This is a genomic window from Nonomuraea turkmeniaca, assembly GCF_005889735.1.
In the GTDB taxonomy this organism is placed as follows: domain Bacteria; phylum Actinomycetota; class Actinomycetes; order Streptosporangiales; family Streptosporangiaceae; genus Nonomuraea; species Nonomuraea turkmeniaca.
Map to the genome: position 1 here is coordinate 51,377 of NZ_VCKY01000007.1, position 25,242 is coordinate 76,618.

A 25,242-nucleotide genomic window follows, 5' to 3' on the forward strand; every position below is an offset into this window, starting at 1 on the left:
GTCAGACTCCCTCACCAGTGGAACGACGTGAGCAGGCGAAGCTGGCCGCTCAGCGCGACCGCCACCGCCAGCAGGACGGACACGGCCCAGCAGGCCGTCACGAACCACACCTCCGCGCGGCCGAACCGAAGCCGGTGGCGCTCGGTCCGGGTCGGGTGCGCGCCGAAGGCCCGAGCGTCCATCGCCAGCGACACGCGCTCGGCATGCCGGATGGCGCTCGCCTGCAGCGGGATCAGCATCCGCCCCGTCCTGCGGACGCGTCCGCCGGTGACCCCGCGCACCCGGTGCGCGGCCGTGATCACCTCGAGCTCGTGTCGGAAACGCGGCACGAACCGCAGCGCCGCGAGCGCCCCGTAGGCGAAGCGGTACGGCACGCGCAGGTTCTGGACGAGGGCGCGCACCAGGTCGGGCCCGGTGGTGCCGACGCCGCCGAGCAGCGCCAGGGACAGCAGGGCGAGCATGCGCAGCGTGGTGGCCAGGCCGTACTCCAGTGCGCCCGCCCGCAGCCCCAGCACCACCACCGGGGTGCCCGCCGTGACGTGCTCGGCCGCGAGCAGGGCGAAGAGCAGCGTGAACCACGCCAGGGCGGCGGGGATGACGATGAGGGACCAGCGGGGGCGCACCCCTCCCGCGGCCCACGCCAGCGCCACCGCCGCGACGGCGAACAGGCCCGGCGTCCACGGGTCGCGGACCAGCAGCAGGAAGAGCATGGCCGGCAGGGTCGCCGCGATCTTGGCCAGAGGGTTGAGCCGGGCCAGGAAGGCGCGGCGCGAGGGCCGTCGGACAGGGGGCTCAACGCGGCCGGGGAGCGCCTGCCCGGCGCCGCTTTCCGGCCGCTCGTGGCGGGGCTCCTCGAGTCGCTGATGCTGCTCGGCCGCGGAGTCGCGTACTGTCATGCGATGTCCCCCAGCCGGGTCAGACCCGCCCAGTGCGGATGACGGTGCGCCAGCAGGGCGGCCGCCCGGCGCAGGGGCGGCGGCCGCAGTCCCGCCTCCTCCAGGAGCGCGTCGTCGCGCAGGACCCGTTCCACCGCCCCGTGCGCGACCAGGCGGCCTCCGGCCAGCAGCGCGACGTGCCTGGCGTGCTCGGCCACGAGCTGCAGGTCCTGGGTGACGATGACCACGGTCCGGCCCTCGTCGTTCAACGTGAGCAGCAGGTCGAGCAGCTCGGCGGCCCGGGAGCGGTCCTGGCCGAAGGTCGGCTCGTCCAGGACGAGGACGTGCGGCTCGCAGATGAGGGCCGTGGCCACCGACAGGCGCCGCTTCTCGCCGTGCGACAGCGTGAAGGGGTTGGCATCCCGGTGCCGTGCTAGGTCGAAGCGTTCGAGCAGGCGCGACACGCGCTCGCCGGCAGTGATCCCGCGCACGCGCAGGCCGTGGGCCAGCTCGTCGGCGACCGATCCGGTCACGAACTGGTGCTCCGGGTTCTGGAAGACGAACCCGACCAGATCGCTCAGCTCACGGGCGGCCAGCGCGGCCACGTCCTTCCCGCCGATCCGCACCGCGCCCCGAGGCGGCGTGCGGACCCCGGCCATGGCCTGGGCCAGGGTGGACTTGCCCGCGCCGTTCACGCCCACGATGGCCAGGAAGTCCCCGGCCGGCACGTCCAGCGAGACATCGCGTAACGCCGTGCGCTCACCGTGGCGCACGGTGAGCTCTCGGACGGCGATCGCCGTGGCCTGCGATGGCGGGGCGGGCCGAGGGACGGACGCCAGCGGCGGGAGCGAGCAGCGAGCGGCGAGCGCGGCGCCGAGTTCCTCCGGCGTCAGCGCCGTGGTGTCCAGCTCGACCCCGACCGCGGCCAGCCGCCGCGCGGCCAGAGCGGCCGTCGGCAGCCACACGCCAGTAGCCGCCGTCTCCTCCACACGTGCGCCGAAGACCTCCAGGGGCGGCCCGGACAGCCGCACCGACCCGGCCGCGTCCAGCACCACAACGCGGTCCACGTGCGCGATCACGTCGTCCAGATTGTGCTCGATGAGCAGCACGGCCGCGTCCACCTGGACAAGGTGGCGATACAGCTCGTACGCGGCCACCGGATCGAGGTTGGCCGTGGGCTCGTCGAGCACCAGCACCTCCGGCCGCATCGCCAGCGCGCAGGCCAGGGCCAGGCGCTGGCGCCCGCCCCCGGACAGCGTCGCCGGATCGTCGCCGGCTCGGCCGGCCAGCCCGACCTGCTCCAGCGCCTCGGCCGCCCGGCGTTCGACCTCCACGGCCGGCAGCAGCAGATTCTCCAGCGCGAAGCACACCTCGTCCAGCACGGACCCGGTCACCACCTGGGCGTCCGGGTCCTGGAACACCATGCCCACCCGGCCCGCCAGCGTGGCGACCGGAGTGGTGCGCGTGTCCAGGCCCGCGACCGTGACCACGCCGTCCAGCTCGGCGGGCACGCTGTGCGGCACCAGCCCGTTGACCGTGAGCGACAGGCTCGACTTGCCGCACCCCGACGGGCCGAGCAGCAGGACAAACTCGCCCGGCGCGACCGTCAGGTCCACGCCCGCGCCCACCCAATCCGGGCCCCCGTCGTAGCGGACACGAACGCCGGTGGCCTCGACCAGCGCCTGCGTCACGAGGAGCCGCCCGCGACCTGCCGCCGCGCACCGCCCACCCCGGCCCGTGCCAGGGCCCGTACACCCAGGAGCGACAGGTAGCCGAAGACCGGTGTGCTCACCGTGGCCAGCGCCATCGCCCCGGCCATGGTGGCGGCCGACATCTGCTCGCCACCCAGGCTCACGATCAGCAGTCCTCCGCTCAGCGCGCCGATGAACGCCGACGTGATCAGGAACATCGGGGTGCCCCAGATCCGGTACCGCGTGATCATGAAGGGGATCTCGATGAACAGGCCCCACAGGAACATCGTGATCAGCATCATCCAGCCGTACGTGGACAGCGGCATGCCCACCAGACCCGCCACCGTGCTGGCCAGAACCCCGGCGCCGGGGCGCCGCATCATCGCCAGCCCCATCAGCGCGGGCACCGCCCACAGGCCGTAGATCAAGCTGACCAGCAGCGGGAACGCCGCCGTCAGCGCGACCGACAGCACGTTGAAGGGAATGAGCAGCAAGCCCGTGGCCACACCGATCGCCGCGCAGGTCATGATCGCGCGGGTGTCGAACCGTCGTACGGACATAGGGGGCTCCCGTTGAAGATCAGGACACATGCATAGAAATGATAATGGATTTCATTATGTATCGATAGGGTCCGTCGCACGAGCTGATCGCTGCCCGCTCTCGCAGGCCGCGCATACGCCGTACACCTCTTCGGCTCTGAAACCGTCGACGACGTTCTCCTCTTGCCGTTCGGCCACGAGCCCGCAGACGCGGCAGACGAGGTGGTGGTGCCCGGCGGTGCCGCACAGCCGGTAGACGGCCTCGCCCGCGTGTATGAAGACGTGCAAGAGCCCCGCCTCGGTCATCGAGGAGAGTGCGCGGTAGACGGTGGTGAGGCCGATGTTCTCACCGCGGTCGTGCAGTTCTGCGTGCACACGCTGGGCCGAGACGGGCAGCCGGTGGGCCGCCAGGACGTCGAGGACGAGTAACCGTTGACTGGTCGCCCGGATGCCGGCGGCTTCCAGCATCGGACCCCACCGAGATCTGTCCACCTTGCCTCCCCTCGCCGAAGAGCGGCGGCCGGGCCGTCCCGCGTTCAGACCGCTCTGGTGATGAGCCACAATCCGAGGTCGGCGGGGCCGATGGGCGCCGCCTGCAGCCCGTGCTCGATGACCTCTGCCTTGAGCTGGTCCTGCCCGAGGACCCACCAGGTGTAGGAGACCTCCACCTGCTCGTCCGGCTCCCCGTCCTGGATGGCGCGGTAGGTCATGTGCCAGGTGATCAGGCCGGGGCCGGCGGGCTCGGCGCGGCCCCAGCCTTCGTAGCGGCGGCGTCCGATGCGAAGTTCGGAGAAGCGGGTCTGCGGCACGGCCGTTGGTTCGGCCGGGGGTTGCAGGTTGAGCACGGCCCGCCCGCCGGGCAGGAGGCGTTCGGCGAGCAGTTTCCAGATCGTGTGGCGGTCGGCAGGATCGAAGTGGCCGATGACGTTCATGGCGACCAGGGCGCCGAGGCGGGGCGGCAGCGCGGCTTGGAGCAGGCCGCTGGGCAGTACGGTCACCCGGTCGCGCAGTTCCGGGCTCTCGTACACCCGGGCCATCAGCACCGAACGCAGGCCGGGTGACGGCTCCACCGCGAAGATCTCCGCCTCGGGTAGAGCCTGCGCGATCGCCCGCGTGCCGTGCCCGCCTCCGGCTCCGACGTCCACGGCTGGCCCTGGGGCTCCGCGTAGCGCCTCGGCGAGTGCTGGTCCCAGGATCGTCCAGTGGGGCGCGAGCATCGCGTCGACGAACTCGGCGGAGCGCTCGTACTGATCCGTCATGTGATCACCTGGCCTCGCGGGAGGAGTAGGGCAGCAGGGCCATCTCCCGGGCGTTCTTGATGGCGCGGGCGATCTGCCGCTGCTGCTGCACGGTCACGCTGGTCACCCGGCGGCTGCGGATCTTGCCTCGGTCCGAGATGAACTTCCGCAGCAGGCCGGTGTCCTTGTAGTCGATGTGGCCGATGCCGAGCAGCGGGTTGGTCTTCTTTCTGGGTGTATGGCGGGGCTTCACGCGCTCTCCTTCAGATCCAGCATGGGGGCGAACGGGTCGTCGTGGCCGGCCCACTCCGCGGCGCCGGGCAGGGCGTCGTCGTGGTCGATCAGGCACGAGTCGAGCAGGGAGATGATGCGGTCGCGGTCCAGGTCGGGGCCGGTGAAGACGAGGTGCTGGACGCGGTCGCCGATGATCGGGTTCCAGTCCAGCGCGGCGGCGAGGATCGGCGCAGCAGGTCGGTAAGGAGATCCTCACGGACGGTGCAGGTCATGCAGCCGTGCGCCAGGCGTATCTCGGCGCGGTCCAGCGTGCCGGACACGTCGCGGACCATGCGCTGGATGCGCCCTGCGTCGATGGGGCGCAGATCGTGGTGGATGGCGACAGCACCGGGATGACGCCGCAACAGCCGATCGACCGCGGCGGCCCGGGCGCTGGCGTGCAGGCCCGCGACCAGGGCGACAGGGACGGGCACAAGACCTCCTCAGTGCAAAATGAAAACCATTGTCGATATCATCGCATATGCCGTCAACCCCCGCGGGGCGCGAATCGGGGCTCCGGCGCGGCTTCCGAGGTTCTGACGGCGCGGCACGATCGGCGCGCCGGCCGGGTCGCCGAGGTATGGATCCGCCCGATATCACGATTTCGGGCGTAACCTGAAATGTGGCAGAACCCCTATAAGGGATCTTCGGTGACGAACCGATAGGGAGTCTCGACATGTCAGTGACTGCCGAACACCGCCAGCACGCCGACCACACTCACGAGCATGGACCCGGCTGCGGGCACGTGGCCGTCCCGCACGACGATCATGTCGACTATGTCCACGACGGTTGCTTGCACCGCATCCATGACGATCACGTGGACGAGTGCGAGCCCAAGGCGCACGCCACGCATGAGAGCCATGACCACCAGCACGGTCCGGAATGCGGGCACGTGGCCGTTCCGCACGACGACCATGTCGACTACGTCCACGACGGACACCGTCACGCCTCGCACGAAGGTCATTGGGACGACCACTGAAGACAGCGAACCCATGCGCCTCGTCTGAGGCCTATGTGCATGCTTCTGCCTGGCCGTCCTGCGAGCGGTGAGCGGCTCCGGCGGCACCGTCGGCCGGCCAGCCTGCCGCCCCGTGCGGCTCTCCTGTCAGCGGCCCGATCTCCTCAGGGACGCCGATGGACTTCCCGGCATCGGGGTTAGCGGACGCCTCCAGTGATCGGCGGGCCACCGTCGAATCCGACGCCGACGCCCAACGGGCCCGCGTCGCCTTCGACGACCCGCACGCCTGCGGGCAGGCCACCGCACCACTGTTCGATGTCCTCTTAGGATCCCGCTATGTCGAGGCCGACGATGCCGGTGGGCCGGCGGGTGTGTGGTGCGGTCAGCGCGTGTGGTCTTTCCTCGTACGGCACCGGCCAGTGGATGAGGCACATCGCAGGAGTCTGTACGCGCCGTCGCTTCCGGCCGACGCAAGGAAGCCGCCGACGAGTGCCGCGCGGTTGCCAGGACCACGATTCATCGGCTGCGGTCGCGGCGCGACATGCCGATCACGGTCGCTCCTGGAGCCAGGCGGCGACGAGGGAACCTGTGGGTCTGGTAATCGATCACAGTGGCGGAGAGGATTTGCGTGCTTCGTCCCGTCTGCTTCTTCCTCGCGGCCTCGGGCAGCCATACCGGCGTCCGCTCGTCGAGGGGATAGATCGCGACCTGCGCCTCGACCGTCAGCGCACCGTGGGGCGGCGTGATGTCGATGTCCCAGGGCGCGCCGTCCCAGAAGAGGTCTTCCGTACGGTCGCCGACCGTCGCGGTGGCCACGTCGCCGACCAGGTCGAGGCGCAGCAGCACACGCTCGCCCGCCAGCCCGTCCGTGGGCACCGTGATCGTGTAACGGGCCGCGTGGGCGGCGAACGTGCCCGGGTCTGGCGCTGAGGCACGGCCGGGGACGGTGATCGGGCGTACTGGGGGCGGCGTGGCCTCGGCGGTCCGCACGACCTTCACAGGAACAGGTGCACAGGACGCGTTGATGTGGTGTCGCTCGAAGACGTCCCCGCTGAGGATGTCGACCGTGGCAGGACCGGTGCTGATGGCGGCGAGGTCTCCATCCTCCATCAGCACGATGTCGGCCTCGGAGATCACGAGCCGCCCGTCACCGGGCACCCAGGCGTACCGGGCATCGACGGCGTCAAGGACCAGCAGCCGCAGCCGCGCCCCTTCGGGCGTCTCGACCGTCAAGAGTTCGCGCGAGCCCGGCAGGTCCTCCAGTATCACCTCGCCGTCCCGCTCGAACACCGGATGCCCGCTCACCCGCGTGCCCGCGGGCAGGGACAGATGGCCGGGCACCCCCTCCGCCTTCGTCAGGACCAGCACCGGATCGTCACCCTCCAGCACGGTCAGCAGCCCGAGAGTGGCCCAGTTGACCGTGACGCCGTGCACGCCGAGGTGGACCGGCCAGCACACGAACGTCCCGCTGGGGATGTCGATCGGCCGGTGCGGGAACACGACGCGGGTCTCGTCGAGCTCGATGTCGAAGCGCACGCCGTGGTGGGCGGGCAGCGGCTCGTACGGCTGGTGCGTGTTGACGAAGACGAACCCCTCGCGCCCGTCCGAGCGCAGCGACCAGCGCAGCGTCGTCCGGTCGTGCACGTCGAGCGCGCCCGGGATGGTGGCGTTCATGCCCGCCAGCCGGTCGCCGAACGCGGCCAGGAAGGCGTGCTGGTTGCGCAGCAGGTGGAAGCTGTCGCGGGTCTGCAGGTGGGCACCGATCGGGGCGTGGAAGTCGTAGTTGTGGACCGGCAGGTCGTTGGGGTAGCCGGTGGCATGGGATTCCTGCAGGCCGGGGCGGGGGTTGGCGCCTCCGGCGTACATGTAGTAGCCCTGCCAGACCGAGCCGCTGCCGAGCTTGCACAAAGCCACGGCCGCGATGTCCTCCCCCGCGGGCCACGGGCGGCGGTGGTAGGCGGTAGCCATGCCGCCGCCCAGCTCGCAGGTGGCCGCCGGGAAGTCGGGATGCTTGGTCCCCGGCACGCCCGTGCTCTTGTCGCCCGCCAGGTCCTTGCCGATGCCCGGGTCGTCCCACTGGTGGGAGAAATGGAAGTGGGTGCGGAAGGAGTCGTGCCAGCCGTCCGCGGTGTCCACCCAGAAGCCGTCGGTGTAGCCGCCGTACAGGGGGAAGACTTCGCCGACCGGGATGTCGGCGCTGCCCCAGGCGGTGGCCGTCCACAGCGGGGCGTGCAGGCCGGACGCGCGGGCGAGCCTTTTGAGGGTGACGATGTGGTCGCGCTGGTCGTACAGCTCGTTCTCGAGCTGGATGCCGATGATCGGCCCACCGGGCCCGCACAGCCCGCCGAGCCGCCGCCCCAGATGGCCGAACCAGCGCCGCACCTCCGCCAGGTAGGCGGGGTCGTCGCTGCGGGCCGGGGCCACCCAGTCGGGCAGCCCGCCGTTGCGCACCTCACCGTGGCACCATGGCCCGATCCGGACGATTACCTCCAGGCCGGTGTCGCGGCAGAGCCGGACGAACGCGGCCACGTCCAGATCGCCGTCGAACAGCGGTTCCCGATCCTGACGCTCCTGGTGGTGGATCCAGAACACGTAGGTGGACACGACGCTGATCCCGCCCGCCTTCATCAGTCGCAGCGCCTCCTGCCAGCGGTGCCGAGGCAGGCGGCTGTAGTGCAGCTCGCCCGTCACCGGAATCCACCGGCGGCCGTCGCGCCACAGGGAGCGGCTGGTGAGGTCGAGCCCGGGCCGCGTGTCCTCGGCGCCGGCCATGGGGGTGCGAGTCTCGGGGAGATCCCAGGGGATGTGCTTCACGGCATGGGTGGCCGGGTACGTCATGTGAACCTTTCGAGAAGAACGATTTAAGCGCTCGCGCGGCGGACCAGCCGGGTCGGTACGTCCACGGACGGCATATCGCGCCCGTCGATACGAGCCAGGATGGTCTCCACCAACGCTTCGGCGCCTCCCGGACCGGGCGCGATGGTGGTGAGCGGCGGGTGGAGCGCGGCGACCGCGGGAATGTCGTCGAAGCCGACCACGGCCAGATCGTCCGGGATGATACGACCCAACTCGTGCAGACAACGCACGGCACCGATCGCCAGCACGTCGGCAGCGACGAACAGCCCGTCCACCTCCGGAAAGCGTTCCAGCAGGTCACGGCAGGCAGCGTAACCGTCGGCCTGGGTGAAGGCGCCGGCTACGGCTACCCGGTCGGGGCCGTCGAGCAGGCCACGGGCGGCGTCCAGTCGAGCCCGGGCACCGGCCGAGACGAGAGGGCCCGCGATGACTCCGATGCGCTCGCGCCCGAGGCCGAGCAGGTGCTCCACGGCCTGCGTCGCGCCCATCCGATCGTCCACGGTCACGTGGGGAAGGCCGGGCCGGGGCTCGTCGAACAGCCGTCCGGCCGTGACGAGGGGCACGTCCCCCTCGGTGAGCAGCGGAATGAGCGGATCGTCGGGATCGGCGCTCATCAGGATGGCGCCGTCCACGTGCCGTGCCTGCGCGTGCCGTACGACGTGGGCACGCTGCTCGTCCTGGTCGGCGAACATGAGCACCGCGCTCTTGCCCCGCACGGTCAGCTGCTTGGTCACTTCCTCCAGCCTGGTGGTGAAGACCGTGTTTTCGGCCAGCACGCCGATCGGCTCCGACAGCACGCAGGCCACACAGTTGGAGCGGGCGAAGGCGAGGTTCTGGGCGCTCCTGTTGGGCACGAACCCGAGCCGCTCGATCGCGGCCAGCACCGCAGCACGGGCGGGCGGGCTGACCCAGTTGTGGCCGTTGATGACGCGGGAGACCGTTCCCTTGGACACTCCCGCGGCCTCGGCGACGTCGTTGATCGTCGGGCGGTTATGGGCCATGATCCCATTCTCTCATTCGTGTCCGTCACGAGGTGTAGTGGCGGGGGTCGGGCACCGGGACGGCGTCGAGCAGGACTCGTGTGTAGTCTTCCCGCGGTTCTCCGAACAGGGCGGCCGTGGTGTTGAGCTCGACGAGTCTGCCATGTCGCATGACGACGACCCGGTCGCAGATCGCCTCGACGACGGACAGGTCATGCGAGATGAACAGATAGGTCAGCCCCAGCTCGGCCTGTAGTCGCTGGAGTAGTTCGAGGATCTGGGTGCGTACCGACACGTCCAGGGCTGAGACGGCCTCATCGGCGATGACCAGCCGTGGCTGGGTGATCAGCGCGCGGGCGATGTTGACCCGCTGGCGCTGGCCCCCGGAGAAGGCGTGCGGGTAGCGGCTCATGTGGTCGGGGCGCAGCCCCACCATCTCCAGTGCCCAAGCCACTCGTTCCTTCATTTCCCCGCCTTTGGCCAGGCCGTTGACGCGCAGCGGGTCGGCAATGACGTCCAGGAGGGTCATGCGGGGATTGAGCGAGGTGTACGGGTCCTGAAAGATCATGCGGACCTGTGTGCGGAGTTTCTTCAGCTCGCGCCTGCCCAGCGCTGAGACGTCGTGTTCGGCACCGTCGGCGTCCCAGTAGGCGATGTCGCCCGAGGTGGGTTTCTGCGCGGCCGCCAGGCAGCGCCCCGTGGTGGTCTTGCCCGATCCGGACTCCCCGACGAGGCCGAGCGTCTCACCGGCGTAGATGTCGAAGCTCACACCGCGCACGGCTTGGATGGAGCCGTCGAAGGTGACATGCAGGTCGTCGATGGCGGCGATCCTGGGCGGCGCCTGGTCCTCGGGGGTACGGGCCGTCACGATCGCCGCGTCTGGCGGGCGGGCCTTCCACACGCCGGGACGAGAGCCGAGCAGGTGCTTGGTGTAGTCGTGTCGCGGGTCGTGGAAGATCTGGTCCACCTCGCCGTGCTCGACGACGACCCCGTCACGCATCACGGCGACGGTGTCGGCCACTCGCGCCACCACTCCGAGGTCGTGGGTGATGAACAGCATGGACAGGTCGTCCGCGGCCTTGAGCTCGTCGAGCAGGTCGAGGATCTTGGCCTGCGTGGTGACGTCGAGCGCGGTCGTGGGCTCGTCCGCGATCAGCAGTCGCGGTTCGCAGGCCAGGGCGATCGCCGTCATGACGCGCTGGCACATGCCGCCCGAGAGCTGGAACGGGTAGCTCGTCATCCGGGCACGGGGCTGTGCGATGCCCACCTTCTCGAGTAGGAGCACGCCGCGTTCCCACGCTTGTGCCTTGTCCAGGCCGAGGTGGATCCGCAGCACCTCCACCAGATGACTGCCCACGGTGTGCATGGGGGACAGCGACGCCATCGGCTCCTGGAAGATCATTGAGATCTGCCGGCCGCGGATGGCCCGGATGCGTGCACTGCGCGGATCCAGCGACAGCAGGTCGACGCTGTCGCCATCTGGGTCGGGGGTGAACAGCGCTGTGCCGTGCTCGATGTGGCCGCCCGGGTCCAGGATCTGCAGCAGCGAGCGCGCCGTGACGCTTTTGCCGCTGCCCGACTCGCCCACGATCGCCAAGGTGGTGCCGCGCGGCAGGTCGAAGCTCACGTCGTTCACGGCCTTGACCACGGTGTCGTGGTTGCGGAAGCAGGTACGCAGGTTCTCAACCTTGAGGATCATGCCGGTCCTTCCCGTCAACGGCTGTAGGGGTCGGCGGCGTCGCGGAGCCCGTCGCCGAGGAAGTTCAGGGCGAGGACGACGACGATGACGGCCAGGCCAGGCAGCAGCAGCCATGGCGCCGTCGTGACGGCTCGCAGGTTCTGCGACTCCTGCAACAACACGCCCCAGCTCACGTCGGGGGCCTGGATGCCCAGTCCGAGGAAGGACAGCGCGGTCTCGGCAAGGATCATCCCGGGGATCGACAGGGTCAGTGAGGCGATGAGGTGGCTGCTCATGGAGGGCAGCAGATGGCGGCGGATGATCCGGGCTGCCGACGATCCGTCCAGCCGGGCGGCGGTGACGTACTGCTCCTCGCGCAGGGCCAGGAAGCGGCCCCGTACCACCCTGGCAAGGTCCGTCCAGCCGATGACCGCCGTTGGCCACCTGTACCGCCATCAGCTCGGCGTCCCCGATGACCTCCAGCGACACCCGGTCCAGATAGGGAAGCTGCCGCCCTTCCGGGTCGGTCTTCCAGTAGTACGGATTGCGCTCCAGCACCAGACGTGATCCCTGCCCGATCGGGTCTTTGACCACCCAGCACGCCACCGTCGGCAGTTCGGTGCTCTGCCAGCGCGGCAGATCCCAGTAGCCGCGGCCGACCTTGGAGTAGAAGTAGTCGCCCCAGGTGGAGAACCCTGCCTCGGCTGCCTTCCGCTCCACGTCAGGGTTGTGGTCCTTGTGAAAAGCGGCCAGGTAGTGCTTCGGGTAGAGCGTGAGGATGTAGCCGTTCGGCGAGGCGAGCCTGGCCAGGAAGAAGCCGTTCGGGGCGGCGAACCTGAAGGTGAACGTGTGATCGTCCACCTTGGCGATCTCGCCCGCCTCGCCGGCCACCATGAATTCGGGTGAGGGGGTTCCGCCGAGGTCCTTGTGGCTCATCACCTCGTCGTAAGCGAAGACGATGTCCTCGGCGGTCAGCGGGGCGCCGTCGGACCAGCGCACGCCCTTGCGCAGGCGGAACGTGAACAGGCGGCCGTCCTCGCCGATCTCGACCGACTCGGCGATGTTCGGCGTGGGTGTGGTGAATGCCTCGTCCCAGTTGAGCAGGGCGTCCGTGGCCGCATACGTATATGCCTGGTAGATGGAGATCGCGCCCAGCATCCCGCTTCTCCATGTGCCGCCATAGTCCCCCGGGCGCTCTTTCGGCGTGATGACCAGTGGCTTTTCCGGCAGTCTCTGCGGCAGAGGCGGCAATGCGCCCGCTTTGACGCGGGCGGCGAGCATGGGTGCTTCCTTCTGGCCCGGCCCGATCGCTGCCGGCCTCTCCGCGGTACGCGGCTCGATCGCGAAGAAGCCGCAGCCGCCGGTCAGCCCGGCAGCTCCTGTAAGGGTCCCCGCCAGCAGAAAGGACCGCCGGCTGACCGGGTCACGGAGGGATTTGCGATGCGTCATCGTCACGCTCCAGACGCACGAAGGTCAGGCCACACGCGTAGACAGCGCAGGCGTTAAATCGTTACAATCGCGGACTCTAACCGGTTACAGCCATGTGTCGCAATACACACTTTTCGCCGTCCGTTTCGCTTCAGTACCGGCCCCAGCCAGGGTAGGAGTGGCCTCGCATGACCCCCGATGGGCAGATTTCCCCAGCTCAGCGCGATATCGCACCAGCGGTGTGGATCACTCATCCCGATTGGGTGACACCCGGCCCGAATATCTTCCGGGCGCCGGTGCTGATGAGGGCGTTCGACGTCCACGGGCCGGTACGCAGCGCACGGCTGCTCATCACCGGACTCGGAGTGTGGACGGCGACGCTCGATGGCCGACCGCTCAGTGACGCGGAGCTCGAGCCCGGCGTCACCGAGTTCCGCATCCGCGTCGCGGCGACCACGCTCGATCTCACCGGCCGGCTCAGCCCCGGCCGGCACCATCTGCTCGTCGAGCTCGGCGAGGGCAGCGCCCACGTCCGCGACGTTCCTGGCAGGTACACCAAGTTCACCGCGTCCCGCCACGCACCACGGCTGCTGGCCCGGCTCGATGTCGACTACGCCGACGGCACCTTCGAGACGATCCGCTCGGATTGCTCGTGGCGTGCCGCCCTTGGCCCGACCCTGTTCACGCACTGGTACGGCGGCGAGGAGCACGACGCCCGAGCGGGGAGGACCTCCTGGGTCGACGCGGTCGAGCTGGACGATCCAGGGCCGGACCTATGGACGCGCGCGGCCCCGCCGGTCAAAGTCGTCACGACCCTGTCCGGCGTCACCCGCACACCCACCCCGGACGGCTTCGTCTGCGACTTCGGCGTCAACCACGCCGGGCGGCCTCTGCTCACCGTCAGCCCCCGCGTGCCGTCCGGCACCCGCATCGAGTTGTGGCCCGCCGAGCACATCGACTCCGGCGGACGCGCCGACCAGAGCTCATCGGGCGGCCCGGTGTTCGACACCTGCGTCACCGCAGGCGGCGCCGAGCAGTGGCATCCTCGTTTCTGCTATCACGGCTACCGCTACGTCGAAGTCAAGGTCCCCGGCGGTTACGCCGACGCGATCGACCTGCGCTCCCAGCAGCTGATGACGGCCGACCGGCGTACCGGCCGCTTCTCCTGCACGGATCCCACCTTGCAGGCGATCTACGACCTGACCGATCGAGCCGTTCAATCCAACCTCATGAGCGTCCCCACCGATTGCCCGCACCGCGAGAAGCTCGGCTGGCTGGAGCAGACCCACCTGGTCTTCGGCCCCGTCTCCCACCTCTACGACGTCAGGGATCATTTCGCCGACCTGATCATCCACATGATCGACGCGCAGACGGCCGAGGGCCTGATCCCGAGCATCGCCCCCGAGTTGGTCGTCTTCGAAGGCGGCTTCCGCCACGACGTGAACTGGGGAAGCGCCATCTGGCGGCTGCCGGAGCAACTGTGGCGCGTCTTTGGAGACCTCGATCCCGCCCGCCGCGCCTGGACCGCCGCCCTGCGCTACCTCAACTATGTGACCTCGCAGGCAAGGGACGGCCTGCTCCACGACGGACTGGCCGACTGGATCACACTGGACGAGTCCACTCCAGCGCCGCTCGTGCACGGCCACGGGCACCTCGCCATGCTGGCGTCCGCCGCCACCCTGGCCGCCGCTCTCGGCAAAGATCCCGCCCGCTTCCTGCTCGCCGCAGACCAGGTACGACAACACCTCCAGGCGCGATACGCCCCCGATCCCACCCGGATCGGCAGTGGCTCCCAAGCCTCCCTGGCCCTGGCACTCGACGCCGGCCTTGTCGCGGACCGGCACCGCCAGCAGGTGACCGAACAGCTCGCCCGCCTCGTCGAGCACGGCAACCACGCCGTCACGTCCGGCGAGATCGGCCTGCCCGCTCTCTTCCGGGTGCTCGGCGCGGCCGGACACCATGACATCCTCCACCGGCTGGTCACCCAGGCCCACAGCCCTGGCTACGGCGCCATGATCCGCAGCGGCGACACGGCACTCGCCGAATCCTGGCAGAACAGGCCAGGCCAAGCCTCCGCCAACCACTTCATGCTCGGCTACGTGGCCACCTGGTTGACCGAGGACATCGCCGGCCTCAAACAAGCCACCGACTCTGTCGGATGGCGACGCGCGGTGGTCGCTCTCCACGGCCTCGATCTCGCGGACGCCGCCGAGGTCTCCTACGACATCCCGGCGGGAACCTACCTCCTCCGCTGGGAACGCCATCACCGCGGGGCCGAGATCACCGTGCGCGTCCCAGAACACGGCCAGGTGTCCTTCGACTGCCCTGCCGGCTACACCTTGACGAGTCCCGCCTTCATGACGCTCCCGCCGGGAGAGCACCATCTCCGAGTGGCCAAGAGGTAGTCGTTCTTGTACCTCTGTGCACCGTCGCCAGGTCATGTTGGAGGCGCTCGCTCCAAACGCCCGAGGAACTCGTATGTGTCAACACTCGATCTCACCGGGTTGCCGCTGACCGCGCTGCGCATCAGAAGTCCTCCTCGGTAATGGGTTCGACAGTGCGACCGCTACATCGTCTACGGCCTCACCGGCGGGGCAGAGAAGGGTTAAGACACGACCACTGCTCGACACAACGCACCCCTCGGGGGCAACAAAGGCCTGGACCGGGCGAGCCTCCCTCCGCCGGTCCGGGCCTTTCCCGCGCAGGGTCATTCGGGGCCTTGGGCGGGAATCCCCTCGATCCTTCCCCGGTACGGGTGCGGGCGTTTCCAGTACTCCTCCCACCAGAGCAGTGCCGCCAGGTGCCATGGCAGTTCGGGGCGGTACGACCGGATCACATCGGGGTTCTCGGGGAGCGTGAGCAGGAACCGCCAGTACTCCTCGACCGCGCTTTTGACCGTGGGCATCGGGCACGAGGTGGGCGGGGGGCCGCCAATGTGGGCGAAGACTGCGGCGAGATTCGACATGCTCACCTCGTAGTCGTTGCCGTCGTAGCCGGCCGTCTGGCTGCGACCGGACAGCACGTCGTCGACGCGGGCGAGCGCGTCGAGGCAGCAGTCGAAGGAGAATCCCATGTCGAAGCTCAGCCACAGGCCGAGATCGACGAGCTCCGGGTCTTCCGTTCGGAACTTGATCGACCGGTCGGAGTCTTGATAGAAGTGCACTGGAACTCCCTTGTGCTCAAACATTGGCGTCGATTTTCTCGAGTCATGGCTGAAGACGCACGCCCCCCGGAGCCACCGCACGCTCGGCAAGCCGGGAAGGGCGGCGGACATCGCGGCGCGGAGGCTGAGATGGGCCTGCGCTTCCCCGACGACCTGCGCGCGTCGCTGCTGCGGCACGACGGCTCCATCTACCTCGACGACACCTGGGCCTTCGGGTTCCTGGGCAACTCGAACGCGAGCGTCGCGGAGATCCTCCACGACTGGCGGGGCCCGTGCGAGATCGACTGCGAGAACGAGGGCGACGGGGACGACACGAACGCGCGCACGGAATGGTGGGTCGGGCGCATGCTGGCCGTCGGCGCCGACGGCATGGGAGACCATCTCGTGGACGATTCGGCGCAGAGTGATGTCGGCACGACCGACCACGAGGGCAGCATGAGTTTCAGGCCCGGCGGAGTCCGTATCCGTTCGTTCCACGCCCTGCTGAAAGCCACCGCCGACGCCATGGAGAACGGCACGTCCATCGGCTACGGGAAGCCCAGGGCGGTCGCCGGAGAAGTGCAGTGGGACGTCCTCGATCTCGGCCCCTGAGCCGCCGGAGGCGGCGGCGCAGCACTGCGGTAGATCGACCAGACCACCATCGCGGCGGGCCGGCCGTTCGCCGCGGGGCGAGCTGGGACGGTGGAGCGAGGCCGTGCCGGTCTCTGAGCAAGCCGTCCAGCTGTACGGCCAGCTGGCAGAGGGCAACCGGGATGCCTACCTCCCCGACATGGCCATGTCGTTGACCAACTACGCCGTACGGCTGGTGGAGGTGGGGAGGGAGGCCGAAGCTGCCGAGGTCTCCGCGCAAGCCGTCCAGTTGCACCGTGAGTTGGTCGAGATCAACCGGGATGCGTTCCTTCCTGACCTGGCCGGCTCGCTGATGAACCACGCTGTCCGGCTGGCGCAGGCGGGACGGACGGTCGAAGCGGTCAAGCTCTCCGAGCAGGCCGTGGAGTTGTCCGGCGAACTGGTTGAGGTCAACCGGGACGCCTACCTCTCCCACCTGGCGGGCTCGCTGACCAGCGCATCGGGCAAGCCTCGAAACGTCGATCGGCCTCTCAAGCCCTGGCAGGACGTCCATAGACAGTGAGATCGACGAATAGGGACTCTCCCCGAAACTGGGGAACAGTCTCGCTAGGCTCCGGTGCCGGCGTCGACCGTGTTGGCGGACGGTGACGGTCACGGCCCGTAGGTCGGGCGCGAAGTAGTGCCGCCAGCCATTCGCGCCCGGCGTGATGCCGTCGTACAGCAGAACCAGCACCTGCCCCGCGATGCATCCGCCGCCGAGCCGGTAGTAGCCGCTGCCTTCGAGAAATCCAAGATCAAGGCCCTCTGGCGAGCCACTGCAGACGCACCAGCATCGGGAGCAGCTGGTCGAATGTCGAACGTCAGCCAATTGAGCCAGCCCGTGCGCAGGTAATCGAGCCACTCGAAGGGGGGTGCTCACGAAGGACAGTAGAGCCGTTTGCGGCTGGAGGTCATTTCCGGCCGGGTCGGCGCCAGTTCAGGCACCGGCCTCGAGCACGGCGAGGTCACGCACCGCATATCGGTGATGCTCGGCCTCTTCCTTCAGCACCACCTTGAGGCAGCGGCGCACGACGTACTCCTGGTCGGGATACGGGTCCGCCGGCTTGCGACCGCATACCCGATCGAGCTCGGCCTCGGTGAGCCCGTCGACGACACGCCGCATCGTGGCCATGCGGGCGAGCCGCGGCGCGAGCACTTCGTCGAGCGTCGGGGTGGCTTCGAGGGTGAGACCGAGCTTCGCCGTCGCGTCGGGCGGCATCCCGCCGTAAGGGAAGCCCAACGGGTGGTACGGCGCTTCCTCCTCCAACACGGCATTGCCGAGCCAGGCATCGCCGGCGAACAGCAGGTGCCGTTGGGTCTCGATCAACGACCACTCGCCGTTGACCTGCTCGTGCAGCTTGGCCTCGGGCAACAGCCTGGCGCGGTCGAGTGTCGCCGCCCACAGCGTCTCGATGGCATCCCAAGCAGCCCGGTAGTCGTCGGGGGACGCGGCGTCACGCGCCAGCACCCGCGTGGGGTGCCGCCGGTCGAGCTCGGCCTCGACGTAGGCGGTCACGTCGACGTCGTTGACGACGAGACGCTCGAAGTCGCCACCGAGGTAGACGTCGCTCCCATAGCAGTCGACGATCTTCAGACCGCTGACCTCGCAATCGCGGATCTCGAGACCGGAAAGGTCGCACAGGTGGATGCGGGCACCACGGAACTGGTCACTCTGGGCGTACTCAGCAGCCATCGTGGCAGTCTTCCGCACCCGTCCCGCCCGCGCCACCTTGGGCAATGTCGATCACGTGGAACGACCTCCGCGCCATCATCGCCATCCCCCGGAATCCCGTTGAAGGATCAACAGAAGGATCATGGACGCGGATGACCAAGTTGAGGCGACACGCACACGTCGTGACCTGGCTCAATAACCTGATCGCTGACAGTCGAAGCAGGAATGGACGCCGTGCGACATGGGGATGCGGAACAACTGGGCGCTGCGCGCCGGCACGACCACCACGCTGAGCACGGCCGCTTCCTGACCGAAGTTCGTGTCCCTGCGCCTGTGACGGGCTGATGAGGACGTGAAGGCACCGGGACGCGGGCGTGCTCCACCATTCGCAAGCCCCGCCTCCAGGACATCCTGAAGGCGGGGCTCCTGTCCGCTGGCGTCTCAGGTGCGGGCCGTCAGAGGTTTCCGCTTCGCCACAGTTCGACCTCTGTCTCGAGCCGGCGCTCGTCCAACGGCGGCACCGACATGCCCTCCGTCCAGACCACGAGTAGGTTGACGAACTCCTCGCTGTTATCGCGCTCCACCCGCCCATGCACGTGGAACCATGTGATCAACGGTGCCGCGTGCGGCGCGTCGGCATCGCAGTCGGCGCACAGGACGACGTCGCTCCGCCCGTCCACCAGCTCGCCACTGGCGTTGACCCATCCATGCGGCATACGGGCCAGGAGAAGCGCCTCCTTGCCGCAGCGCGGACAGATGGGGGACTCGTCGGTGGTGATGACGTCGATCTGCCGCTTGCTCACAGAGCGATCGCTTCGGGCCCGAACAGCTGCTTGACGTCCGCGGCGAAGCTCGGTTCGGCGTTGACGGAGAACTCAGGCACGGCATACGCCACGGTCTTCCCGGTGAGTGCTCGCACGTTGATCCTCAGCGGTACATTGCCCTGGTGCAGCTTCAGCACGTTGCGCAGCTCTTCTATGGCCCGTTGCGTGAGGCGTTCCTCCCGAACCTGGATGGTGACGGGATGCCCGGAGTCGCTGGTGATGCCGGACACGTCGATCGCGACGAGGTCCTGCGCGAAGACCGAGATCGCGCCGTCTCGGTTGTTGATCTGGCCGCCGACCGACACCACGACATCGCTGCGGAGCTCGGGCGCGTACAGCTCATAGCTCTTGGGGAAGAACAAGCACTCGACGGCCGCGTCCATGTCCTCGACCGTGACGATCGCCCACACGTTCCCGGCCTTGTTGACACGCTTCTCGACTTTGGTGATGAGGCCGCACACCCGGACGTCCCCGCGGTCGTCACGGCCTGAGTCGAGCAGGTCCGCGATCGTGGTGTCCCGGTTTCGCGCGAGCAACCGCTCGGTGCCTGCGAGCGGGTGGTCCGACACGTACAGGCCGAGCATCTCCCGCTCGAAGTCCAGCCGTGTCTTCTTGTCCCACTCCATGTCCGCGGGGATCGTCACAGAGAACGCCGCGTCGTCGCCTTCGTCATCCACGCCGCCGAACAACGAATCCTGGCCGTGGGCCTCGTTCTTCTTGATGTCGATGACCGACTCGACCGCCTGCTCGTGAATCATCAGCAGTGCCTTGCGCTGGTGGTCGAGCGAGTCGAACGCCCCCGCTTTGATCAACGATTCGATGACACGCTTGTTGCAGACCGTCAACGGCACCTTGCCGAGGAAGTCGTTGAAGTCCTTGTAGCGGCCCTTCTCCTTGCGGGCCTTCACGATGCCGTCGACGACGTTCTCACCGACGTTGCGGACCGCGCCGAGCCCGAACCGCACCTGGTCCTCACCGACCGCCACGAAGTCGAGTTCGGAATCGTTGACGTCCGGGGCGAGGACCTGGATGCCCATCTTGCGGCACTCGGCCAAGTAGACCGCGGCCTTGTCCTTGTCGTCACCCACCGACGTGAGCAGGGCGGCCATGTATTCGGCGGGGTAGTTGGCCTTCAGGTAGGCGGTCCAGTAGGCGACCAGGCCGTACCCGGCGGTGTGCGACTTGTTGAACGCGTACCCGGAGAACGGCAGCATGACGTCCCACAGCGCCCGGATCGACTCATCCGAGTAGCCGTTGTCGCGCATGCCGGTCGAGAACTTGTCCCACTCGGCGTCCAGGACCTCTTTCTTCTTCTTGCCCATGGCCCGGCGGAGCATGTCGGCGCCGCCGAGGGTGTAGCCGGCGAGTTCCCGGGCGACCGCCATGATCTGCTCTTGGTAGACGAGCAGGTGGAAGGTGGTGCCCAGGATCGGCTCCAGGGCGTCTTTCAGCTCGGGGTGGATGGGGTCGATGTCCTGGCGGCCGTTCTTGCGGTGCGCGTAGTTGGTGTGCGCGTTGGCCGCCATCGGACCCGGCCGGTACAGCGCGAGCACGGCGGCGATGTCCTCGAATCGGGTCGGCTCCATCAGCTTCAGGAGCTGCCGCATGGGGCCGCCGTCGAGCTGGAACACGCCAAGGGTGTCGCCGCGTGCCAGCAGTTGGTAGGTGCGTTCGTCGTCGAGCGGGAGCGTCAAGGCATCGAGCTCGACGCCACGGTTCTGCTTGATGATCTTTACGGCGTGGTCGATGATGCCCAGGTTCCGCAGGCCCAGGAAGTCCATCTTGATCAGACCCATGTCTTCACAAGACGGATAGTCGAACCCGGTGATGATCACCTTGTCCTTGTCCCGCATATGCATGGGGATCAGGTCCAGCAGCGGGGCTGACGACAGAATGACCGCGGCTGCGTGCACACCCGTCCCGCGGATCAGCCCCTCGATGCCGCGGCCGGTGTCGATGACCTTGCGCACGTCCGGATCGTTCTCGTACAGCGCGCGGATCTCGGCACCTTCGACGTACCGGGGGTGGTCCTCGTTGAACATGTCCGCCAGCGGGACACCCTTACCCATGACGTCTGGCGGCATCGCCTTGGTGATCTTGTCGCCCATGGCGAACGGGTACCCGAGGATGCGCGAGGCGTCCTTGACAGCGGCTTTCGCCTTGATCGTGCCGAAAGTGTTGACCTGTGCGGTCGATTCGGTGCCGTACTTGTCGGTGACGTACTGGACCATCCGGTCGCGCTGACGGTCGTCGAAGTCGAGGTCGATGTCGGGAGGGCTGATGCGTTCGGGGTTGAGGAAACGCTCGAACAGCAGGCCATGCTCCAGCGGGTCGAGCTCAGTGATGCGCGTCGCGTACGCGACGATCGAACCGGTGGCACTACCACGGCCCGGCCCCACGGCGATGCCGTTGTCGCGCGCGTACTTACAGATGTCGGCCACGACCAGGAAGTAGGAGGAGAACCCCATCGGGCCGATGACCTTCATCTCGGTCTCGTACCGCTCCATCACCTCGGCCGGCACCGGCGTGCCGTACCGCATCTCCAGGCCGCGCTCGACCTCCTTGCGCAGCCAGGATTCCTGTGTCTCGCCCTCGGGCACGTCCGGGTACTGGGGCATGCGGTCGACGTAGGCGAACACATCGCTGTAGTCGCCCACCATCTCGGCCACCAGCAGCGTGTTCTCGCACGCCTGCGGCAAGTCCTTGAAGAGGGCGTACATCTCGTCGGCGCTCTTGAGGTAGTAGCCCGACCCGTTGAACCGGAACCGGTTGGGGTCGTCCTTGTTCTTGCCCACCCCGACGCACAGCAGGCTGTCGTGCGCGTCAGCCTGGTCCTCGGTCACATAGTGGCTGTCGTTGGTGACCAGCAACGGGATGTTGAGCTGCTTGGCCAGGCGCAGCAGGTCGGCGCGGACCTCCCGCTCGATGTCGATGCCGTGGTCCATCAACTCGAGGAAGTAGTTCTCCTTGCCAAAGATCTCTTGGTACTCGCCGGCAACCCTGACCGCCTCGTCGTACTGGCCCAGCCGGATCCGGGTCTGCACCGCGCCGGACGGGCAGCCGGTGGTGGCGATGATCCCGGACGCGTGCTGCGAGATCAGGTCCTGGTCCATCCGGGGCTTGGAGTAGTAGCCCTCGAACGACGCCAACGAGGACAGCCGGAACAGGTTGCGCAGCCCGTCCGCGTCCTTGGCCCACATGGTCATGTGGGTGAACCGGCCGCCGCCGGAGACGTCCTTTCCGCCCTCACCGTCCGCCACACCGGTCTCAGCGCGCTGGCCCCAGAAGACGGGTTTCTTCACGTACCGGTTCTCCGGGGCCACGTAGGCCTCGATGCCGATGATCGGCTTGACCGGGCTGCCCTTCGCGACTTTCTGGAACTCGTAGGCACCGAACACGTTGCCGTGATCGGACATCGCGATCGCCGGCATCCCGAGCCGCTCAGCTTCCTTGAACAGCGGTTTCATCTTCGCCGCACCGTCAAGCATGCTGTACTCAGTGTGAACATGCAGATGCACGAACGAGTCGCTCACTCATTCCCCCAACGTCCCGGCAGCCCAAATCTTCGCCTGAGCCTATTCCTTCTCAAGGGGCTGTCGGGGCGATGCGATACAGAGTCGCATGGGTTGTTGCCACCCTGTTGCCCACGCTCCGTGCACGGCCCGTTGACGTGGCCATATACCGCCCGCAGGGCCCGTTTGCCAGCGGGGGGCCGGCTCAACGCCGTCTGGACGAAGTCCTGCGGGCGTTGCCGGTGATGTCGCGGGCTGCGGTCAGGCGGGTGCCGGTGAGCGGGTTGAGGCGTACGGAGAACTGGCGCTCGTCGTTGTACTCGGCGCTGCCGTAGGTGCGCGCCTTGGGGGTGCGCTCACGGAACGTCCGATCTTCCTTGGCGGGGACGCGCGGCGATGTCAGGCTATGTCATCACTGTGGTTCCGGTTACGATCCGGAGATGGCACGTTGGGCACCTGGGGCGTCAGATCGGCTGCAGCGGGCGGCGATGGAGCTGTTCGCCGAGGACGGCTTCGAGGCGACGACCGTGGCCGGGATCGCCGGGCGGGCCGGGGTGACCGAGCGGACGTTCTTCCGGCATTTCGCGGACAAGCGCGAGGTGCTGTTCGCCGGCGAGGAGCAGCTCGAGGCGGTCTTCGTGGACGCGATCGCCGACGCGCCGGCGGACGCGTCCGTGGCCGGCCTGCTCGTCGCGGCGCTCGATGTCGGGGGCCGGACCCTGCAGGACGTGCGGAGCCGGGATCTCGCCCACGTGCGGAACGAGATCATCACGGCGAACGAGCAGTTGCGCGAGCGCGAGCTGCTCAAGCTGGCGAAGCTCTCCCACGCCGTGACCGCCGCGCTCGTCGCCCGCGGCGTCGCCGAGGTGACCGCTTGCCTGGCCGGTGAACTGGTCGTTCTGGTGTTCAAAACGGCCTTGTCCCGGTGGATCGCTCCCGATGAGACCCGTGACCTGGTCGAACTGCAACGGGAAGGTCTCGCCGCGATCAGCGGCCTGACGCGTGCCGAGACCGTGTGACCCGCCGTTGACGTTGTCGATCGCCGGTTGGGATGGGGGAGCGGGCGTCTTGGTATAGGCAGGAGGGCGGTATCGATCACGGCGCCCGCTGGGGTACGGCCTTCGATGCCGGCGACGGGTGCGTCATCGGTGATGATGAGGAGGACCATGTCGGCACAACGTCGGTCGGCGGCGCGCTGTCGTTCGACCTGCTCACCGGACCCCTTGCTTCGGACGGTTCGTACCCCGCCTACCGGCGCGTGTGCGAGCCGCTCGTGGTGACCGGCGGGCCAGCGATCACGGCGAGTCGCAGCTTGGTCTCGTCCGTGCTGCCGGGCACGGCAGTCATGATCACAATCTTGAGCTCGGAGTCACCGTCGGTCAACACATCGCAGTCCACTGTGACCGGCCCCACCGAGGGGTGCTCGATCGTTTTCTGGTCTTCACGGTGAGCGGCCACCATACCGATCGCCCACAGTTCGGCGAACCGCTGGTTGCCGGCACTCAGCACGCGGATCAGCTCTGCCAGGCGCGTGTCGCGAGGGAAGCGGCCGGTGGCCCGGCGCAGGTCGGACACGACGGCGGCGTCGGTGGCGTCCCTGTCCAGTTCGGTCACAGGCCATAGGGCGAGGTGAGCGGGATCGGCGCCTGCCGGGAACCTGTCGCGGGCGAAATTGCGCAACTGCGGCGGCGACGATGAGGGATCGCCCAGCAGCGCGGCCCAACTGCGGTTCCACCAGATCAGCTGCCAATCCGCCGCGAACACCGCGACCGCGACGTCCCCGAGCCGGGCGAGCACACGGTGAACGCCGGGTGGGATGTGGTCGGAGATCGCGCCGTCCGCAGGCGGGACGAGGCGGGCCAGCCGGTACAGATGGTCCCGCTCGGCGGCGGACAACTGCAGGGCGCGCGCCAGAGACGCCACCACCTGCGCCGAGGGCGTTGTGGCCCGCCCCTGCTCCAGGCGCACGACGTAGTCGACCGACACGCCGGCGAGTTCGGCGAGCTCCTCGCGGCGTAGCCCGGCCGCGCGGCGTGCCGGGCCCACCGGCAGCGCCGCGGCCGACGGGGGCAGCCGATCCCGCCACGTGCGGATCATCGCACCTAGCCCGGCCCCTGGTGTCGCGGTCACGATGCCATCTTCCCGCATCCTCGCTCAGCGATGGTGGTACTGCTGTTCCTACCGTTGAGGCGTCCCTGGCCGGGTGCCGCGGGTGGACGAACAATGAACGCATGACGATCATCTTCATCACCGGAGCGAACAAGGGGCTTGGCCGGGAGACCGCCCGCCGCCTCATCGACCTTGGTCACACCGTGCTTGTCGGAGCACGCGACCCCGAACGGGGCGCGGAGGCCGCTGCCACATTCGGCGCGCGGTTCGTCCCCATCGACGTGACCGACGACGCGTCCGTCACCGCCGCGGCCGCGAATGTCGCCGAGCACGAGGGCTCGATCGATGTTCTGATCAACAACGCCGGCATCCACGGACCCTCCGGTGATCCCAGCACCCTGACGGGCGCCGACGCCCTCGGTGTCTTCGACGTCAACCTCGCCGGTGTGGTCCGAACGACCACCGCGTTCCTGCCGCTGCTGCGCCGATCATCAGACCCGGTCATCGTCAATGTCAGCAGCGGAATGGGCTCGCTCGCCTACACCCACGACCCGTCCCGGGCCGAGTCTTCTGCCATCGTGCCGCTCTACACCGCCTCTAAGGCGGCGCTCACGATGCTGACCACCCAATACGCCAAAGCATTCCCCGATATCCGCGTCAATGCCGCCGATCCCGGTTACACGGCGACCGACCTCAACGGCCATACCGGACCCCAGACCGTCACCGAAGGGACGGACGCGATCGTCGGCCTCGCAACCGAAAAGCCCGGCGCCGGCTCCGGGCGCTTCGTCGACCGCACCGGTGAGATCGCCTGGTCCTGAACCCGGCAGACACGCC

22 protein-coding genes are annotated in these 25,242 nt (G+C 68.4%); 5 read left to right on the plus strand and 17 right to left on the minus strand.

Annotated features, from left to right (window positions below):
- Window positions 1-11 precede the first annotated feature (11 nt).
- The 12 genes from ETD86_RS03375 to ETD86_RS59910 all read right to left on the minus strand — a co-directional run bounded on the left by ETD86_RS03375 (window position 12) and on the right by ETD86_RS59910 (window position 12,537).
- Entirely contained in the window at window positions 12-896 is an 885-nt protein-coding gene (locus ETD86_RS03375; RefSeq protein ID WP_138664594.1) for an energy-coupling factor transporter transmembrane component T family protein, read from the minus strand.
- Complete coding sequence (locus tag ETD86_RS03380; RefSeq protein WP_138664595.1) at window positions 893-2,566, minus strand: ABC transporter ATP-binding protein; 1,674 nt, start codon at window positions 2,564-2,566, stop codon at window positions 893-895. The genes ETD86_RS03375 and ETD86_RS03380 overlap by 4 nt, the downstream gene beginning before the upstream one ends.
- Complete coding sequence (locus ETD86_RS03385) at window positions 2,563-3,126, minus strand: ECF transporter S component (RefSeq protein ID WP_170222857.1); 564 nt, start codon at window positions 3,124-3,126, stop codon at window positions 2,563-2,565. Before ETD86_RS03385 ends, ETD86_RS03380 begins: the two co-directional genes overlap by 4 nt.
- A 54-nt stretch (window positions 3,127-3,180) precedes the next feature.
- Complete coding sequence (locus ETD86_RS03390; RefSeq protein WP_211369804.1) at window positions 3,181-3,597, minus strand: Fur family transcriptional regulator; 417 nt, start codon at window positions 3,595-3,597, stop codon at window positions 3,181-3,183.
- A gap of 44 nt (window positions 3,598-3,641) precedes the next feature.
- Window positions 3,642-4,364, minus strand: a complete 723-nt coding sequence (locus ETD86_RS03395) for a class I SAM-dependent methyltransferase (protein WP_138664597.1) — start codon at window positions 4,362-4,364, stop codon at window positions 3,642-3,644.
- A gap of 4 nt (window positions 4,365-4,368) precedes the next feature.
- Window positions 4,369-4,596 carry a 30S ribosomal protein S18 gene (rpsR, locus tag ETD86_RS03400; protein ID WP_138664598.1) on the minus strand — a complete coding sequence of 76 codons (228 nt, stop codon included), beginning with the start codon at window positions 4,594-4,596 and terminating at the stop codon, window positions 4,369-4,371.
- The gene (locus tag ETD86_RS59905; protein ID WP_425465611.1) at window positions 4,593-4,769 is read right to left on the minus strand and encodes a hypothetical protein; all 177 of its coding nucleotides are present in this window, start codon (window positions 4,767-4,769) and stop codon (window positions 4,593-4,595) included. The genes rpsR and ETD86_RS59905 overlap by 4 nt, the downstream gene beginning before the upstream one ends.
- Window positions 4,685-5,050, minus strand: coding sequence for a CobW family GTP-binding protein (locus ETD86_RS57865; protein WP_246147566.1), 366 nt, complete (start codon window positions 5,048-5,050; stop codon window positions 4,685-4,687). Before ETD86_RS57865 ends, ETD86_RS59905 begins: the two co-directional genes overlap by 85 nt.
- Before the next feature lie 245 nt (window positions 5,051-5,295).
- Window positions 5,296-5,580 carry a hypothetical protein gene (locus ETD86_RS56660; RefSeq protein ID WP_211369805.1) on the minus strand — a complete coding sequence of 95 codons (285 nt, stop codon included), beginning with the start codon at window positions 5,578-5,580 and terminating at the stop codon, window positions 5,296-5,298.
- Between the two features lie 510 nt (window positions 5,581-6,090).
- Entirely contained in the window at window positions 6,091-8,412 is a 2,322-nt protein-coding gene (locus ETD86_RS03415) for a beta-galactosidase (RefSeq protein ID WP_138664600.1), read from the minus strand.
- A 23-nt stretch (window positions 8,413-8,435) separates the two neighbouring features.
- A complete protein-coding gene (locus tag ETD86_RS03420) occupies window positions 8,436-9,431 on the minus strand; it encodes a LacI family DNA-binding transcriptional regulator (protein ID WP_138664601.1) in 996 nt (331 codons plus the stop codon).
- Window positions 9,432-9,456: 25 nt separating this feature from the next.
- Window positions 9,457-12,537 carry a dipeptide ABC transporter ATP-binding protein gene (locus ETD86_RS59910; protein WP_211369806.1) on the minus strand — a complete coding sequence of 1,027 codons (3,081 nt, stop codon included), beginning with the start codon at window positions 12,535-12,537 and terminating at the stop codon, window positions 9,457-9,459.
- Between the two features lie 242 nt (window positions 12,538-12,779).
- Here ETD86_RS59910 and ETD86_RS03440 point away from each other — a divergent pair, with 242 nt between their 5' ends.
- Window positions 12,780-14,921, plus strand: a complete 2,142-nt coding sequence (locus ETD86_RS03440; RefSeq protein WP_170222858.1) for a family 78 glycoside hydrolase catalytic domain — start codon at window positions 12,780-12,782, stop codon at window positions 14,919-14,921.
- Window positions 14,922-15,223: 302 nt separating this feature from the next.
- Here the strand turns inward: ETD86_RS03440 and ETD86_RS03445 are convergent, their stop codons facing one another.
- Window positions 15,224-15,679 (minus strand): hypothetical protein, encoded by a 456-nt coding sequence (locus ETD86_RS03445; protein ID WP_138664603.1) that lies wholly within the window; start codon window positions 15,677-15,679, stop codon window positions 15,224-15,226.
- Window positions 15,680-15,808: 129 nt separating this feature from the next.
- On the opposite strand from ETD86_RS03445, the gene ETD86_RS03450 reads away from it, so the two are divergent.
- Window positions 15,809-16,270: an SMI1/KNR4 family protein gene (locus tag ETD86_RS03450; protein WP_138664604.1), complete on the plus strand. Its 462-nt coding sequence runs from the start codon at window positions 15,809-15,811 to the stop codon at window positions 16,268-16,270.
- 103 nt (window positions 16,271-16,373) lie between these two features.
- Window positions 16,374-16,811, plus strand: coding sequence for a tetratricopeptide repeat protein (locus ETD86_RS03455; protein ID WP_138664605.1), 438 nt, complete (start codon window positions 16,374-16,376; stop codon window positions 16,809-16,811).
- Window positions 16,812-17,225: 414 nt separating this feature from the next.
- Here ETD86_RS03455 and ETD86_RS03460 read toward each other — a convergent pair whose 3' ends face one another.
- The 3 genes from ETD86_RS03460 to dnaE form a co-directional block, all read right to left on the minus strand.
- Window positions 17,226-17,981 carry a DinB family protein gene (locus ETD86_RS03460; protein WP_138664606.1) on the minus strand — a complete coding sequence of 252 codons (756 nt, stop codon included), beginning with the start codon at window positions 17,979-17,981 and terminating at the stop codon, window positions 17,226-17,228.
- Window positions 17,982-18,415: 434 nt separating this feature from the next.
- A complete protein-coding gene (locus ETD86_RS03465) occupies window positions 18,416-18,763 on the minus strand; it encodes a DUF6300 family protein (RefSeq protein ID WP_138664607.1) in 348 nt (115 codons plus the stop codon).
- Complete coding sequence (gene dnaE / locus ETD86_RS03470) at window positions 18,760-22,317, minus strand: DNA polymerase III subunit alpha (protein WP_138664608.1); 3,558 nt, start codon at window positions 22,315-22,317, stop codon at window positions 18,760-18,762. Before dnaE ends, ETD86_RS03465 begins: the two co-directional genes overlap by 4 nt.
- Window positions 22,318-22,736: 419 nt before the next feature.
- On the opposite strand from dnaE, the gene ETD86_RS03475 reads away from it, so the two are divergent.
- The gene (locus ETD86_RS03475; protein ID WP_138664609.1) at window positions 22,737-23,315 is read left to right on the plus strand and encodes a TetR/AcrR family transcriptional regulator; all 579 of its coding nucleotides are present in this window, start codon (window positions 22,737-22,739) and stop codon (window positions 23,313-23,315) included.
- A 229-nt stretch (window positions 23,316-23,544) separates the two neighbouring features.
- Here the strand turns inward: ETD86_RS03475 and ETD86_RS03480 are convergent, their stop codons facing one another.
- Window positions 23,545-24,426, minus strand: a complete 882-nt coding sequence (locus ETD86_RS03480; RefSeq protein ID WP_211369808.1) for a helix-turn-helix transcriptional regulator — start codon at window positions 24,424-24,426, stop codon at window positions 23,545-23,547.
- 101 nt (window positions 24,427-24,527) lie between these two features.
- On the opposite strand from ETD86_RS03480, the gene ETD86_RS03485 reads away from it, so the two are divergent.
- Window positions 24,528-25,226 (plus strand): SDR family NAD(P)-dependent oxidoreductase, encoded by a 699-nt coding sequence (locus tag ETD86_RS03485; protein ID WP_138664611.1) that lies wholly within the window; start codon window positions 24,528-24,530, stop codon window positions 25,224-25,226.
- Window positions 25,227-25,242: the final 16 nt, after the last annotated feature.

Excerpts from the sequence above, each read along its gene's own strand:
- ETD86_RS03375 (WP_138664594.1), bottom strand. The coding sequence starts at position 896 with ATGACAGTACGCGACTCCGCGGCCGAGCAGCATCAGCGACTCGAGGAG.
- ETD86_RS03385 (WP_170222857.1), bottom strand. The coding sequence starts at position 3,126 with ATGTCCGTACGACGGTTCGACACCCGCGCGATCATGACCTGCGCGGCG.
- ETD86_RS03395 (WP_138664597.1), bottom strand. The coding sequence starts at position 4,364 with ATGACGGATCAGTACGAGCGCTCCGCCGAGTTCGTCGACGCGATGCTC.
- ETD86_RS56660 (WP_211369805.1), bottom strand. The coding sequence starts at position 5,580 with ATGACCTTCGTGCGAGGCGTGACGGTGTCCGTCGTGGACGTAGTCGAC.
- ETD86_RS03415 (WP_138664600.1), bottom strand. The coding sequence starts at position 8,412 with ATGACGTACCCGGCCACCCATGCCGTGAAGCACATCCCCTGGGATCTC.
- ETD86_RS03420 (WP_138664601.1), bottom strand. The coding sequence starts at position 9,431 with ATGGCCCATAACCGCCCGACGATCAACGACGTCGCCGAGGCCGCGGGA.
- ETD86_RS59910 (WP_211369806.1), bottom strand. The coding sequence starts at position 12,537 with ATGACGCATCGCAAATCCCTCCGTGACCCGGTCAGCCGGCGGTCCTTT.
- ETD86_RS03450 (WP_138664604.1), top strand. The coding sequence starts at position 15,809 with ATGGGCCTGCGCTTCCCCGACGACCTGCGCGCGTCGCTGCTGCGGCAC.
- ETD86_RS03460 (WP_138664606.1), bottom strand. The coding sequence starts at position 17,981 with ATGGCTGCTGAGTACGCCCAGAGTGACCAGTTCCGTGGTGCCCGCATC.
- ETD86_RS03475 (WP_138664609.1), top strand. The coding sequence starts at position 22,737 with ATGGCACGTTGGGCACCTGGGGCGTCAGATCGGCTGCAGCGGGCGGCG.
- ETD86_RS03485 (WP_138664611.1), top strand. The coding sequence starts at position 24,528 with ATGACGATCATCTTCATCACCGGAGCGAACAAGGGGCTTGGCCGGGAG.